Origin of the sequence: Pseudorhodobacter antarcticus (genome assembly GCF_900110135.1) — a bacterium.
GTDB classification, from domain to species: Bacteria; Pseudomonadota; Alphaproteobacteria; order Rhodobacterales; family Rhodobacteraceae; genus Pseudorhodobacter; species Pseudorhodobacter antarcticus.
This window is the reverse complement of record NZ_FOCO01000001.1, coordinates 157,713-172,168: the sequence shown is the minus strand read 5'-3', so window position 1 is coordinate 172,168 and position 14,456 is coordinate 157,713. Positions and strand designations below refer to the sequence as shown.

Genomic DNA, 14,456 nt, shown 5'->3' with positions numbered 1-14,456 from the left:
ATGTTTCCTCGCCCAATTGAACAAACCCGCCCGCTGACCCAGCGCCTTTACACCATCGCATTGCCTATCGCATTGATTTTGTGGCTGTTTCCCCTGCTTGGCGTCGCTATGACATCGCTGCGCCCGGCGTCCGATTTGGCGCAGGGCAATTATTTCGGAATGCCCAGCTATATCGCGTTTGAAAACTACATTTCAGTGTTTCGCGACAGCGATCTGGGCAGCTACATGCTCAATTCGCTGAAGGTCACGATCCCCACGGTGATCGGCGCGGTTGCGCTGTCGTGCATGACCGGATTTGCGCTTGGCATCTATAAATTCCGGTCCAACCTCGTGGTGTTTTTCCTGTTTGTCGCGGGTAATTTCATTCCATTTCAAATCCTTATGGTGCCCGTGCGCGATCTGACGTTGACCCTTGGCATGTACAACTCATGGACCGGACTTGCGATGTTTCACATCGCCTTTCAAACCGGATTTTGCACCCTTTTCATGCGCAATTTCATCAAGGCCCTCCCGTTTGAGCTGATCGAGGCCGCGCGCGTCGAGGGCGTGTCCGAGATCCAAATCTTTTGGCACATCGTCTTGCCCCTGATGAAACCCGCCATCGCCGCCCTATCGGTTTTGGTGTTCACCTTCATCTGGAACGACTTTTTCTGGGCCACCGTGCTGACCACGACCAAGGAAACCCAGCCCATCACCGCGGGCCTGTCCTCGTTGAACGGGCAATGGGTGGCCGCGTGGCATCTGGTATCTGCCGGGTCCATTCTGGCCGCTCTTCCCCCCGTTTTGATGTTTTTCCTGATGCAAAAACACTTCATCGCGGGGCTAACCTTGGGGGCGGTGAAATGATGCAAACATGGCGTTTGGATGATGGGCGGCAAACGCTGGCGCTGGCCGCACGGGATGGGCATTTGCCCGAATGTGTCTATTGGGGGGCGACCTTGCCGGATTGCGATCTGGGCGACATTGCCGCCGCCCATACGCTGGATGTGACAGGCGGGATGCTGGATGAAAACCCTGCTCTGTCGCTGTGCCCCGAGGCGGCGCGCAGTTTCCCCGGTCAGCCCGGTTTGGCCCTGCGCGATGCTACGGGTGCGGCGCTTTTGCCACGCTTTTCCTATGTGCGCGATGCGGTTGGCAAGGGCACGCTGTCATTGATCTATGCCGATGCTGCCCTTGGCCTAACCTTGCAGTTTGATTTCGCAGCGGGTGCGCAAACCCATATCATCACCGCGCAAACCCGCCTGACCGCCAGCGCCCCTGTGCGGCTGGATTGGCTGGCGGCCCCCGTGCTGCCAGCCCCCCAGCAAGCCACAGAAATGATTGATTTTTCTGGCCGCTGGTGTGGCGAATTTCAGGCCACTCGCCTGCCTTGGACCCCCGGTATCCGCCTGCGCGAAAGCCGTACGGGGCGGTCAGGGCACGAACATTTCCCCGGCCTTATCATTCCCTGTACAGGTGCCACAAACACGCAAGGCCAAGCCTTCGCGTTCCATTACGGTTGGTCCGGTGGTCACCGCATGGTGGCCGAGGAGTTGCAAGATGGTCGCCGCCAAGTGCAATTTGGTAACACATGGGGCGCAGAGGCGCAGCCGGGCACCGAATTCGCCTCTGCCCCCTTGTATATCACTTGTTCCAACAGCGGTTTGAATGGATGCGCCGTGGCATTCCAGCGACATCTGCGCGACCGGATTGTCACATGGCCCCGCCGTACCCGCCCCGTGCACTATAACTGCTGGGAAGCGGTGTATTTTCGCCACAGCTTGGCCGAGTTGAAAGACATCGCCACCCGCGCCGCCGCCCTTGGGGCCGAACGGTTTGTGCTGGATGATGGCTGGTTCGGGCAGCGCGATGATGACACGTCCAGCCTTGGTGATTGGCAGGTGGATGCGCGCAAATACCCTGATGGTTTGACCCCGTTGATTGATCATATCCACGCCGCTGGCATGACGTTTGGGTTGTGGTTTGAACCTGAAATGATAAATAAAAACAGTGACTTGTTCCGCGCTCACCCCGATTGGGTGCTTGGCCCCATGGACCAAATTCGCGGCCGTCAGCAATTGGTTTTGAACATGGCCCTGCCGCAAGTGCGCGACCATCTTTACGCCCAGATCGCGACGATTTTGGCGGCCCACGCCATCGACTATATCAAATGGGATCATAACCGACTTCTGCCCAATCCCGACTCCGCTCAAACCCGCGGCACCTATGCCCTGCTGGCCCGTTTGCGCAGCGATTTCCCGTTGGTAGAGATTGAAAGTTGCGCGTCGGGCGGCGGTCGTATCGACTTTGGCATCATGGCGCACACCCAGCGGGTGTGGTTATCCGACAGCAATGATGCCCTGGAACGCCTGCAAATTCAACATGATGCGGCGCTGTTCCTACCCGCCGCTGTGACCGGATCGCATGTTGGGCCGCGCCATTGTCACACATCGGGGCGCACGCTGGATATTGCCTTGCGCGCGTGGACTGCTGCCCAACGGCACATGGGGTTCGAAATGGACCCGCGTGAGTTAACGAAAGACGAGGCAGCAACCCTGACCGAAGTGACCGCGTGGTGGAAGGCCAACCGTGATTGGACCATGCATGGCGATATCTTGCGGTTGGACAGTGCGGACCCGTCCGTGATTGCCGAACAGCAGCAGGAACGGGATGGCGCGCGCTTTGTGGTTTTCGCAGCCAAAACAGCCACTTCACGGCAAATTCTGCCGCGGCCTTTGCGCCTAACAGGGCTTGATCCCGCAGCGCAGTACGACATCACGCTGCGGCCCACCCGCGCGCCGACCCGGTTATCGCGCGGTACGCCCGCGCTGAAATCGGGCCCGTTGCGCCTGTCTGGCACCTATCTTATGCAGCACGGCATCATGCTGCCGTGGCATTTCCCCGAAACCATGTGGGTGCTGGAAGGCACCCGCCTTTCCCCTGATGAGTGATTTTATGCCCCAAGCGACCTATTCCTGCCTGTCCCGCGCGTCCGTTTTCATCACTGGCGGCGGGTCGGGCATTGGGGCGGCGCTGACCGAAGGGTTCTTGCGGCAAGGCGCGCGCGTGGCATTTGTGCAACGGTCAGACGCCAGCGCCTTTGTCGATCAGATGGAAACCGCGACCGGAAATCGCCCTTTGTTTATCGCCTGTGACATTACGAACACAGACGCGTTGCAGGCCGCTATTGCGCAAGCCGGTGCCGCGCATGGCCCCGTCACCACGCTGGTCAACAACGCCGCCAACGACAAACGCCACAGCACGGCGCAGGTCGATGATGCGTTTTACACCCAGATGATGGACATTAATTTCAAGCCGTATTTCTTTGCGGCCCAAGCCGTCGTTGCGGGGATGAAGGCGGCTGGCGGTGGGTCGATCATCAACTTTTCGTCGATCAGTTACATGATGGGGAACGCGGGCTATCCGCTGTACACCGCCGCCAATTCCGCGATCAACGGCTTGACCCGCAGCCTTGCGCGCGAGTTTGGGCCTGACCGGATTCGTGTCAATGCGCTGGCCCCGGGCTGGGTTTTGACGCAAAAGCAAAAGGATATGTGGGTGACGCCCGAAGGGTTGGCGGCCCATCTGGCGCGGCAATGTTTGCAAGATAGTTTGTCCCCTGATGATATTGTGGGGGGGGTATTATTCCTCGCCTCATCATCGTCAAAAATGATGACTGGCCAAGCACTTGTGATTGATGGTGGCGTGGCGGTGACGGGATGACAGCGGCGCAGATTTTGCCCGCGCCGCCCGATTGGATTGCGGTGGATTGGGGTACCACCCATCTGCGCGCGACGGCGATGGGGGCCGCTGGCCCTTTGGCGCAAGCCAGCAGCAATGATGGTATGGGCACGCTGACCCCCGCCCAGTTTGAACCAGCTTTGATCGCGCTGATCGGTCCGTGGTTGACCGCGCCTACCAAGATTTTGGCCTGTGGCATGGTCGGTTCGCGCCAAGGTTGGGCCGAGGCGAAATACCGTACCGTTCCTTGTGCGCCGCTGGATGCCAACGCGCTGACCCGCGTTCAAACCCATGATCCCCGTCTGATTTTCCATATCGCGCCGGGCTTGCGCCAAGACAATCCCGCCGATGTGATGCGCGGTGAGGAGACGCAGATCGCGGGCGCGCTGGCCCTGAACCCAGATTATGATGGGGTGATGTGTTTGCCCGGCACCCATTCCAAATGGGTTCATATCAGCGCGGGCGAGGTGGTGAGTTTTCAGACATTCCTGACCGGCGAAATGTTTGCGCTGTTTTCACAGCAGTCGGTGTTGCGCCACGGCATTGCCCCCGATGGGTTTGATGGGGCGGCATTTGATCTGGCGCTGTCGGATGCGTTGTCGCGCCCGGAAAAGCTGGGGGCGCGGCTGTTTTCCCTGCGCGCCGAAGGGTTGCTGGCAAACCTATCCCCCATCGCCGCGCGCAGTCGTTTGTCTGGGTTGTTGATTGGGATGGAATTTGCGGCGGCAAAACCTTATTGGCTGGGTCAAAACGTCACCTTGATCGGCGCACCAACGCTTTGTGATATTTATGCTCACGCCCTGTTGCAACAGGGCATCACCCCCCAAACGCTGAACGCCGCTGATTGCACGCTGGCGGGCCTCTCCAAACTGAAAGGTGCGCTATGACCCGACCCCTGATCGCGATTTTGCGCGGCATTTCCCCGGATGAGGCCGTGCCAGTCACAGCCGCCCTGATCGCCGCAGGGTTTACCCGGATTGAGGTGCCGCTGAATTCACCCGATCCCTATACCTCCATTGCCGTGATGGCGCATGAATTTGGGGACCGCGCGTTGATTGGTGCAGGCACGGTTTTAACGGTCGATCAGGTGGCGCAGGTCGCAGCCGCTGGCGGCAAGTTGGTGGTGTCGCCCAACACCGATCCGGCGGTTATTCGCGCAACAATCGCGGCGGGGATGCAAAGCTGGCCAGGCGCGCTGACCCCGACCGAATGTTTCGCCGCATTGGCCGCCGGGGCTACGGGGCTAAAGATTTTTCCCGCCTCCATCATTGGCCCTGAAGGGGTCAAGGCGATGCGCGCCGTGTTGCCTGCGCGCACGCAGGTTTATGCCGTGGGCGGTGCTGGCCCTGCCAATTTCGCGGAGTGGCGGCGGGCCGGTGCGGATGGGTTTGGCATCGGTTCCGCCCTTTACACCCCCGGCCTGATGGTGGCCGAAGTGGCAACCCGCGCCCGCGCAATCATCGCTGCGTGGGACGCGTTGGAATGACTATTTTTGACCCGCGCCTGTGTGCCTTGGGTGAAGGGGCGCTGTGGCATCCGCAGCGAAACCAATTGTTTTGGTTCGATATTTTTGGCAAGCGCTTGTTGACAATCGGCCCCGATGGCCCCGCCGACTGGCATTTCGACCAGATGGTGTCGGCGGCGGGTTGGGTGGACCGTGACACGCTGCTGATCGCGTCTGATACCGCGCTGTTGCGGTTTGACATCCCCACAGGCACCCATAAAATCGTGGTGGCGCTGGAGGCGGATAACCCCGTAACACGTTCCAACGATGGGCGCGCGGACCGACAGGGTGGGTTTTGGATTGGCACGATGGGGCGCGCGGCGCAGGCAGGCAAGGGGGCGATTTACAGGCTCTATAAAGGGGAATTGCGGCTGCTTTTTTCAAATCTTACCATCCCCAACGCGATTTGTTTTTCCCCAGATGGTCGCAGCGCGCATTTCACCGACACCCGCACGCAGATCATTCAACGGGTCACGCTGGACGCGGACGGCTGGCCAAATGCAGCGCCCGAACCGTTTATCGATCTGCGCGAGGTGGATGAAAGCCCCGATGGCGCGGTGGTCGATGCGGATGGAAACCTCTATGTGGCGCTGTGGGGTGCGGGCCAGATCGCGGTGTTTGACCGCCACGGCGCGCGCATCCGCAGCATCGCTTTTGCCGCAAGCCAGCTGACCTGCCCGGCTTTTGGTGGTGCGGATTTGGACCAGATTTTTTGCACGTCCGCCATTCAGGGCATGGCCCCGGCGGATTTGGCGCGCAGCCCCGATGCGGGCAAAACCTTTGTCGCCGCTGCAGGTGCGCGCGGCCTTCCTGAACCACGGGTTATCTTATGAAACGCACGCTTGGCACCTGTTATTACCCCGAACATTGGCCCGAATCCCAATGGGCCGAAGATGCCGCCCGCATGGCTGCGATTGGCCTGACATGGGTGCGCATTGGCGAATTTGCGTGGTCCCGGATGGAACCCACCCCCGGCCAATATGATTGGGCATGGCTCGATCGCGCGATTGACACGCTGATTGCGCATGGTTTGAAGGTGGTGCTGGGCACGCCCACCGCCACCCCGCCGCGCTGGATGTTGGACCGTCACCCCGACATGCTGGCGCTGGATGCCAATGGGCATAAACGCGGGTTTGGGTCGCGCCGGCATTATTGTTTTAGCCATCAAGGGTATATCGCGGAATGTGCGCGCATCACCACCGATCTGGCCAAACGGTATGGCGCGCGCGTGGCTGCGTGGCAGACCGATAATGAATACGGCTGCCACGATACCACGGTCAGCTATTCTGATGCCGCGCGCCACGCCTTTCGCGATTGGCTGGCGCAAAAATACCAATCGCCTGCCGCGTTGAACCGCGCGTGGGGCAATGTGTTTTGGTCGATGGAATACGCTGATTTTGCGGAAATTGACCTGCCGAATTTGACCGTGACCGAGGCGAACCCCGCCCATGCCATGGATTTTCGCCGTTTTTCCAGTGACCAAGTTGCCCGCTTCAACCGCGTGCAAACCGACATCATTCGCCGCCATTCCACAGCCCCCATTTCGCACAATTACATGGGTGCTGTGGTGGATTTTGACCATTTTGCAACGGGTGCGGATTTGGAAATCGCCACATGGGACAGCTACCCCCTTGGGTTTTTGTCCGACCGGATTGCGGCCAGCGCCGATCATAAACGCGATTTCGCGCGCCAAGGCGACCCCGATTTCCAAGCCTTTCACCACGATTTGTACCGCGCCGTGGGCGCCATGAGGTCTGGACGCGCCGCGTCCGGGGGCCGCTGGTGGATTATGGAACAACAACCCGGCCCGGTGAACTGGGCCCCATTCAACCCTGACCCCTTGCCCGGCATGGCCCGCCTTTGGGCGTGGGAGGCGTTCGCCCATGGCGCAGAGGCCGTGTGTTATTTCCGCTGGCGCCAAGCCCCCTTTGCCCAAGAGCAAATGCACGCGGGCATGTTGCGCCCCGACAGCGAACCCGCCCCCGCCTATCATGCGGCGGCTGAGGTGGCCCAAGAATTGGCCGCGATGCCCGATGTCGAACACACCACCCCCCCCATCGCGCTGATTTTCGATTATGCCAGCGCATGGGCATGGGCCACGCAGCCGCAAGGCCGGGGTTTTGATTATTTCAACGTGGTTTTTGGCTTTTACAAAGGCTTGCGGCGGTTGGGCCTGTCGGTGGATATTTTGCCGCCTTCGGTCACGGACTTGTCCGCCTATAAACTGGTGCTGGCCCCCGCCATCGCCACGCTGCCGGATGCGCTGATCACGGCGCTGGCGGCTTGCCCATCGGCGCTGATCGGTCCGCGCAGCAATTCCAAAACGCCCGAGTTTTCCATCCCCAATCCGTTGCCGCCGAACCTGCCGGGGCTGGACTGCGTGGTCGCCCGCGTGGAAACCCTGCCGCCCGATCTGCCCGTACCACTGGCGCAGGGGGGCACGTTCCATCTGTGGCGCGAAAAGCTGGAAGGTAGCGCGCAAGTGATTGAGGAAACCACCGACGGCTGGCCTGCGCTGGTGGCCCATGGCGGCCTGCATTACCTTGCGGGCTTGCCGGATGAGGTGGCGCTGGCCCGCATCCTGACCCGGCTTTGTGCCGCGCAAGGGATTGAGGCCGCCGCGTTGCCCGAAGGGTTGCGCTGTCGCCAATCGGGCACGCGTACCTTTTGGTTTAACTACGCCGCCGTTGAGGTGACCCACGCAGGCCACACCTTGCCGCCCGCTGGGGTTGCGTGGGACTGATGGTTTTGCACCCCACACAATTGAACGATTGACCAAAGGCGGGGTGCGGCGCAGATGTCGCAGACCAACCGCCGGAGGCCTGCGATGACCAAATCCGCCCTGTTCACGCCTGTGCTAATTGCGGGTTGTTTCATCTTGATGATCAACTTTGCCATTCGCGCCAGCTTTGGCGTGTTTCAAATCCCGATCGCCACAGAATTTGGTTGGCTGCGCGCGGATTTTTCGATGGCGATTGCGATTCAAAATTTGGCTTGGGGTGTGGGGCAACCAATTTTTGGCGCGCTGGCCGAACGGTTTGGCGACCGCCGCGCGATTATCGCGGGGGCGTTTTTGTATTCGGCGGGGTTGTTGCTGTCATCATTCGCGGTGACGCCGGGGCAGCATTGGCTGCTGGAAATTCTGGTGGGGTTTGGGATTGCAGGCACCGGGTTTGGCGTGATTTTGGCGATTGTGGGCCGCGCGAGTTCTGATGAAAACCGCAGCCTTGCCTTGGGCATCGCCACCGCTGCTGGCTCGGCGGGCCAAGTGTTTGGCGCGCCCGTGGCCGAGGCGTTGCTGCAAATTTACAGCTGGCAGGTGGTGTTTACGATCTTTTCGGTCGTGATCCTGTCCGTTCTGTTTGCGCTGCCCGCCTTGCGCGCCCCGATCACCGCGACCAAGGTGGAGCTGCAAGAAAGTCTTGGGCATGTGTTAAAACGCGCGTTCAAAGACCCGAGTTATATCATGATTTTTGTGGGCTTTTTCTCCTGCGGGTATCAGCTTGGGTTTATCACCGCGCATTTCCCGGCCTTTGTGACCGAAATGTGTGGCCCGGTGGACCCCGGCGGGTATTTGGCCGCCATTGGGATTTCCAGCACGTCCGCGCTGGGCGCGGTGGCGATTTCGGTGATTGGTATGGCGAATATTGGCGGTGCGATTTACGCGGGCTGGTTGGGCAAACGGTATTCCAAAAAGTACCTGCTGGCGGGGATTTACGCAGCGCGCACTGTGACAGCTGCCGCGTTTATTTTGCTACCGATGACGCCCGTGACGGTGCTTTTGTTCTCGCTTGTCATGGGGTCGTTGTGGCTGGCCACGGTGCCCCTGACCAGCGGTTTGGTCGCGCATTTGTACGGCCTGCGGTATATGGGCACGCTCTATGGGTTTGTGTTTTTCAGCCATCAGTTGGGGTCGTTTCTGGGCGTCTGGCTGGGCGGGCGGATGTATGATGTGACGGGCGATTACACGCTGGTGTGGTGGATCGGCATCGGGGTGGGCGCGTTTTCGGCGCTGGTGCATTTGCCGATCAAGGAGCGCCGCGTGGGGCTGGTCGCAGCGTGACGGGCCTGCGGTTGCGGGGCATCCGAGCCTCCGGCGGAGGTATTTTTGCCAAGATGAATCTGCGGGGGCGGGTGTGAAAGCAGGGATTTTCAGTTTGGTTTTGGCCTATGTCCTGAGCCAGTTTTACCGCGCGTTTTTGGCCGTGATGAGCCCGGTTTTGATCGCTGACCTGGGGGTGAGTGCGGCGGATTTGGCGGATGCGTCGGGGGTGTGGTTTTTGGCCTTTGCCGCGATGCAAATTCCGGTGGGGATTGCGTTGGACCGGGTGGGGCCCCGCCTGACATCGGCGGTGGTGTTTGGATTGGGGGCCGGGGGCGGGGCGGCGTTGTTTGCTGTGGCCACGTCGGGGCAGGAGGTGACGCAGGCGATGGCCTTGATCGGCGTTGGCTGCTCTCCGGTGTTGATGGCGAATTATTACATTTTTGCGCGGGTGTTTTCTGCGCGGGTGTTTGGCACCTTGGCGGGTGTAGTGATTGGTGTCGGCTCGTTCGGGAACATCGCGAGTTCGCTGCCTTTGGCGGTGGCGCTGGAGGTGTTTGGGTGGCGCGGCAGCTTGTGGGTTTTGGCAGGCATCAGCTTGGCGGTGGCGGGGTTGATTGCGCTGTTGGTGCGGGACCCGGCTTCCCTGCCGCCGGGGCCGCGCGGGTCGCTGATGGATATTTTGCGCATTCGGGCGCTTTGGTTCATTTTCCCGATTATGGCGGTGAATTACTTGCCAGCGGCGGGGCTGCGGGGCCTGTGGGCCGGGCCGTATTTTGCCGATATTTACGGGCTTGATGCGGGTGGGATTGGCCGTGTGACCTTGGCGATGGGGGTGGCGATGGTGCTGGGCAACTTTGCTTATGGCCCCTTGGACCGGGTGTTTGGCACGCGCAAATGGTTGGTGTTTGGCGGCAATGCGTTGGCCTGTGCGGCGTTGGTGGCGCTTTGGGCGTTGCCGTTGCAGGGGGTGGCGTTTGCCGTGGTGATGTTGGCGGCTGTTGGGTTTTTTGGCGCGTCCTTTCCCATGGTCATGGCGCATGGGCGCGCGTTTTTCCCGCCCCATTTGGTGGGGCGCGGCGTGACCTTGATGAACTTGTTTGGCATCGGGGCCACGGGGTTGGCGCAGGTTTATACCGGGCATTTGAACGCGACAGCCGCCAGCCCGCAGGCGGGGTATGTGGCGATCTTTGGGTTTTTTGCCGTGGCGCTGATGGTGGGGTTGTCGGTGTATCTGTTTTCGCGTGATCGCACGGATTGACCCCGTGCGGCCCTTCCCCCCGCAATCCCTTTGCGCTATGGGGCGGTGATTGCATTAAAGGAGGCCAAGATGGGCTATAGAGTCGCTATCGTTGGGGCCACGGGCAACGTGGGCCGTGAAATGCTGAATATCCTCGCAGAGCGCGAGTTTCCAGTGGATGAGATTGTGGCGCTGGCGTCGCGCAAATCCATGGGTACGGAAATCAGCTTTGGCGATGCGACCTTGAAATGCAAGGATCTCGACACGTTTGATTTCACCGGCTGGGACATTGCCCTGTTCGCCGTGGGGTCGGATGCGACCAAGATTTACGCGCCAAAGGCTGCCAGCCAAGGCTGCGTGGTGATCGACAATTCCAGCCTGTACCGCTATGACGCCGACGTGCCCCTGATCGTGCCAGAGGTGAACGCCGATGCAATTTATGGCTATACCAAAAAGATGATCATCGCGAACCCGAATTGTTCGACCGCGCAGATGGTTGTCGCGTTGAAGCCGCTGCATGACCGCGCGAAAATCAAGCGGGTTGTCGTGTCCACCTATCAGTCCGTTTCCGGCGCGGGCAAGGAGGGGATTGATGAGCTGTGGGACCAGACCAAAAGCATCTATAATCCGACCGACAACAAGCCGGCCAAGAAATTCACCAAGCAAATCGCCTTCAATGTGATCCCGCATATTGATGTTTTCCTCGATGATGGGTCCACCAAAGAAGAGTGGAAAATGGTTGCCGAGACGAAGAAAATCATGGGCAAGGATATCAAGGTCACCGCGACTTGCGTGCGGGTTCCGGTGTTCGTGGGCCATTCCGAATCCATCAACATCGAGTTTGAGGAATTCTTGGACGAGCATGAGGCCCGCGATATTTTGCGCGAGGCACCGGGCATCATGGTGATCGATAAACGCGAAAATGGCGGCTATGTGACCCCGATTGAATGTGTGGGCGAATATGCGACCTTTATCAGCCGCATCCGGCAGGACAGCACGATTGATAACGGCATCAATCTGTGGTGCGTGTCGGATAATTTGCGCAAAGGGGCGGCGTTGAATGCGGTTCAGATTGCCGAAGTTCTGGGCCAGCGCTGTTTGAAAAAGGGCTGATTTGGGTGCGGATCGGGTGTGCATCGCGCGCGATCCGCGCCTTAGAGCGTTGATATTGTTGGAATTTGGTTTTTTTGTTAACCGAATTTTAACAGGTGCATCGCGGTTTTGGGGGTAGGGTGGGTGCAACCCACCGCCCCGGGGGTGGGGTTAAAGCAGGCCTTTTAGGATTGCCATAACGGTTGCGAACCAGCCTGATGCAGCGCCTTGGGTGAGCGTTAGCCAAGCCAAAATCGCGGCTTCGTTTGCTTGCACCCACAGTATGAAATAGTGGCCCGACAACGTTGCAATGCCAGCAGAGCCGAGCGCAACCACCTTCCGCCCAAACGCCCCTAACATATTCCACATGCGCCCGCGCAGGCTGTTCTCGCCGATTTCGGCAGAGGGGCCTTCGCCCTTTGCGGCGGCGAGATCGTCGGCCATGGCGGCTTGGTCTTCCGCGTCCAGCGCGCGGGGCTTGTTTTCTAGGCTTTCGACCAAGGGGGCGGCGGCGGCAACCTCTGCCGGGCGGCGCGCGCCTGTTAGCCCGGCCAGCATTTGTGCGTGGATTTCGGCGGCATTGGGAAAGCCCATGAAAAACAAGCCGTGGGTTTGCACCACGTCTTGCAGCGCAGCGAAAACCAGCGGGGGCATTAGGTCGGTGTTGCGGCCCAGTGTTTCGACTTGGGTGTTCGCCTCAAACGCCACGCGCAGGGTGTTGGCGGCGGAATAGAGACGCTTTAGGCGAATATCGGGCAGGGGTTTGGTGATTTGGGTGCGGTAATGTTCCGCCGAGGCGCGCAGGCCCGCCCATTCGTTGGAGGTGCCAATCGCCTCAATCGTATTGCTGATTTTGCGCAGCAGGTCTTGGCGCAGGTCCTCTTGGTCTTCATCACCGCCAATGGGGGCAGCGTCTTGCGACTGCATCGGGCCATCGGGGGGGAGGGTGAAGCTGGGGGCGGTTGGGGTGTCGGAGGTGATTTCACCCGGTGGGAGCCAGCCTGCGTCGATGAGGTCGAAAAGGGCTTGGGCGCGGGTTTTGCTGTCTTCGATAGCGGCGATTTTGGCGATTCGAGGATCGGCTTTGGCGGCGGCGCAGTTACGAAAGGAAAGACCGCCCCCTTCGGGTATTTCTAATAGTGACTTCATTTGTCGCAATGGGCGCAGATCTATGATTTTGGTGTTTATGAGATTGAGCCTTCGCAATCCACCCAAGACACAGATGTAGACCAGTCCGGCATCAGTGATTTGAGTGTTGTCGACATACAAAGATTTCAAGTCACTCAGTCCGGATATTCTCTCTAGGGCAGCATCGGTGATCTGGGTGTTGCTTAGCGAAAGGAGTCGTAGCTTTCGCATGTTAGAAATTTCGGGGGGCAAAGCTGCCATTGCGATAGTCAATGGATGATCAAAGTTAAGTCGGCCCCCCGTCTGCTTCGCCTCTGCAATCATCCGTTCCGCTTCGGCATAGGCCTTTTCTGCTTCGGTCATCGTCTGGCCTTTCGCGAGCTGGAGTCGGGGTGAACCCCGACCTACGGGGCGGTGCGTGCGGGGGCGGGGTGGACCCCCACCCGACGCGGGGGCGCAATGTGGGCGGGGTGGGGTTAGACTTGGGAGAAGGTGGATTTTACGGGGTCGTATTGTTCCAGCCCCCCTTCGCCAACATCGGTCCAGAGGCCGTGCAGGGTCAGGCGGTCATCCTCGACAGCGGTGCGCACAAAGGGGAAGGTCATCAGGTTTTCCAAGCTGACCACCACCGCCTCTTTTTCCAGCGCGCGGGGGCGTAGGGGCTCGTCTATGTGTTTTACACGCTCATAGCCGGGGCGCAGAATGTCCATCCAGCGGCCCACAAAGCTGCTGCTTTCCAGCAGTTCGGGGGCGTGGCCGGCGCACATGTCATGGCAGCCGCGCACGCCGCCGCAGTTGGAATGGCCCAGCACCACGATATGCGCGACCTTTAGCGCCGTCACCGCATATTCAACGGCGGCGGAGGTGCCGTGGTTTTTGCCATCGGGCGTGTAGGGCGGCACGAGGTTGGCGATGTTGCGGTGGATGAAAAATTCGCCTTCGTCCGCGCCGAAGATCGAGGTGACATGCACGCGGCTGTCGCAGCACGAAATGACCATGGCGCGGGGGTGTTGGCCGGATTCGGCCAGCCTGCGATACCACGCTTTGTTGTCGGCATAGGCGGTCGCTTTCCACCCGTGATAGCGTTGGATGAGGTAGCTGGGCAGCGGTTTTGCGTGGTCCATCGGCGGCCTCCTGTAACGCGTCATTGGGGTTTACGCGCGGATTTAAGAAAATTCGAGGGGGATTGTGGGGGTGCTGCAACCTTTTGTTCAACACCTTGGGCGATTGTGGGGGCGGGTGTGAATGGAAAGTGAGGGTGCGATGGCTGCGATTGTGATGGAATTTCGACCGAAGGATAGGATTAAGCAGGATGCGGAGCCGATTGCGCTGATTTATCGGTCGATGGGCACCAAGGCGGCGGAGGAGGTGGTGAACCGCGCGCTGGCCGAATTGGCGGTGACCATGCAGGGGCTGGCCGTGCAGGTGCGGGGGCGCGATTTGCTGGATTTGGCGCGGCAGTTGCGGCGGTTGGAACGGATGGCGCAGCAGTTGGGTTTGGTCAGTTTGGGCGTTGTCGCGGCGGATGTGCGGGCCTGTTTGGAGGGTGGCGATATGGTGGCTTTTGGCGCGGTTTGGGCGCGGTTGATCCGGGTGGCGGAAACGTCGCTGGCGACCGAAAAGGGGGCGTTGGACCAGCAGGTGTAGCGGGTTATTTTCGCGGCGCGTGATTTTGGGGATGAAGTGGGGGGGGGAAAGCGTTTAGGATTCCAGTTAAGTTGGTTTGATGG

The 14,456-nt window shown here is 60.0% G+C and carries 13 protein-coding genes and 1 pseudogene; 11 read left to right on the top strand and 3 right to left on the bottom strand.

Annotation, left to right across the window (positions count from 1 at the left end):
* The 10 genes from BMY36_RS00890 (at position 1) to BMY36_RS00845 (ending at position 11,619) form a co-directional block, all read left to right on the top strand.
* Positions 1–846 carry a carbohydrate ABC transporter permease gene (locus BMY36_RS00890; RefSeq protein ID WP_050521443.1) on the top strand — a complete coding sequence of 282 codons (846 nt, stop codon included), beginning with the start codon at positions 1–3 and terminating at the stop codon, positions 844–846.
* Positions 843–2,930, top strand: a complete 2,088-nt coding sequence (locus BMY36_RS00885; RefSeq protein WP_050521442.1) for an alpha-galactosidase — start codon at positions 843–845, stop codon at positions 2,928–2,930. Before BMY36_RS00890 ends, BMY36_RS00885 begins: the two co-directional genes overlap by 4 nt.
* Positions 2,923–3,702 carry an SDR family NAD(P)-dependent oxidoreductase gene (locus BMY36_RS00880; RefSeq protein ID WP_050521441.1) on the top strand — a complete coding sequence of 260 codons (780 nt, stop codon included), beginning with the start codon at positions 2,923–2,925 and terminating at the stop codon, positions 3,700–3,702. The genes BMY36_RS00885 and BMY36_RS00880 overlap by 8 nt, the downstream gene beginning before the upstream one ends.
* Entirely contained in the window at positions 3,699–4,607 is a 909-nt protein-coding gene (locus tag BMY36_RS00875; RefSeq protein ID WP_050521440.1) for a 2-dehydro-3-deoxygalactonokinase, read from the top strand. The genes BMY36_RS00880 and BMY36_RS00875 overlap by 4 nt, the downstream gene beginning before the upstream one ends.
* Positions 4,604–5,206: a 2-dehydro-3-deoxy-6-phosphogalactonate aldolase gene (locus tag BMY36_RS00870; RefSeq protein ID WP_050521439.1), complete on the top strand. Its 603-nt coding sequence runs from the start codon at positions 4,604–4,606 to the stop codon at positions 5,204–5,206. Before BMY36_RS00875 ends, BMY36_RS00870 begins: the two co-directional genes overlap by 4 nt.
* Positions 5,203–6,057, top strand: coding sequence for an SMP-30/gluconolactonase/LRE family protein (locus BMY36_RS00865; RefSeq protein WP_050521438.1), 855 nt, complete (start codon positions 5,203–5,205; stop codon positions 6,055–6,057). The genes BMY36_RS00870 and BMY36_RS00865 overlap by 4 nt, the downstream gene beginning before the upstream one ends.
* On the top strand, positions 6,054–7,967 hold the full coding sequence (locus tag BMY36_RS00860) for a beta-galactosidase (protein ID WP_050521437.1): 1,914 nt from the start codon (positions 6,054–6,056) through the stop codon (positions 7,965–7,967). The genes BMY36_RS00865 and BMY36_RS00860 overlap by 4 nt, the downstream gene beginning before the upstream one ends.
* A gap of 84 nt (positions 7,968–8,051) precedes the next feature.
* Positions 8,052–9,287, top strand: a complete 1,236-nt coding sequence (locus BMY36_RS00855) for an MFS transporter (RefSeq protein ID WP_050521486.1) — start codon at positions 8,052–8,054, stop codon at positions 9,285–9,287.
* A 73-nt stretch (positions 9,288–9,360) separates the two neighbouring features.
* The gene (locus tag BMY36_RS00850) at positions 9,361–10,527 is read left to right on the top strand and encodes an MFS transporter (RefSeq protein WP_050521436.1); all 1,167 of its coding nucleotides are present in this window, start codon (positions 9,361–9,363) and stop codon (positions 10,525–10,527) included.
* Positions 10,528–10,596: 69 nt separating this feature from the next.
* Positions 10,597–11,619, top strand: coding sequence for an aspartate-semialdehyde dehydrogenase (locus tag BMY36_RS00845; RefSeq protein ID WP_050521485.1), 1,023 nt, complete (start codon positions 10,597–10,599; stop codon positions 11,617–11,619).
* Positions 11,620–11,769: 150 nt separating this feature from the next.
* Here the strand turns inward: BMY36_RS00845 and BMY36_RS00840 are convergent, their stop codons facing one another.
* The 3 genes and pseudogenes from BMY36_RS00840 to BMY36_RS00835 all read right to left on the bottom strand — a co-directional run bounded on the left by BMY36_RS00840 (position 11,770) and on the right by BMY36_RS00835 (position 13,850).
* The gene (locus BMY36_RS00840) at positions 11,770–12,747 is read right to left on the bottom strand and encodes a hypothetical protein (RefSeq protein ID WP_050521435.1); all 978 of its coding nucleotides are present in this window, start codon (positions 12,745–12,747) and stop codon (positions 11,770–11,772) included.
* Between the two features lie 99 nt (positions 12,748–12,846).
* A pseudogene (locus BMY36_RS20925) lies at positions 12,847–12,957 on the bottom strand (leucine-rich repeat domain-containing protein); the annotation flags it as partial.
* A 245-nt stretch (positions 12,958–13,202) separates the two neighbouring features.
* On the bottom strand, positions 13,203–13,850 hold the full coding sequence (locus BMY36_RS00835; protein ID WP_050521434.1) for a carbonic anhydrase: 648 nt from the start codon (positions 13,848–13,850) through the stop codon (positions 13,203–13,205).
* A gap of 121 nt (positions 13,851–13,971) precedes the next feature.
* Between BMY36_RS00835 and BMY36_RS00830 the strand changes: the two genes are divergently transcribed.
* Entirely contained in the window at positions 13,972–14,373 is a 402-nt protein-coding gene (locus BMY36_RS00830; RefSeq protein ID WP_231579804.1) for a hypothetical protein, read from the top strand.
* The last annotated feature ends 83 nt before the right edge of the window (positions 14,374–14,456 follow it).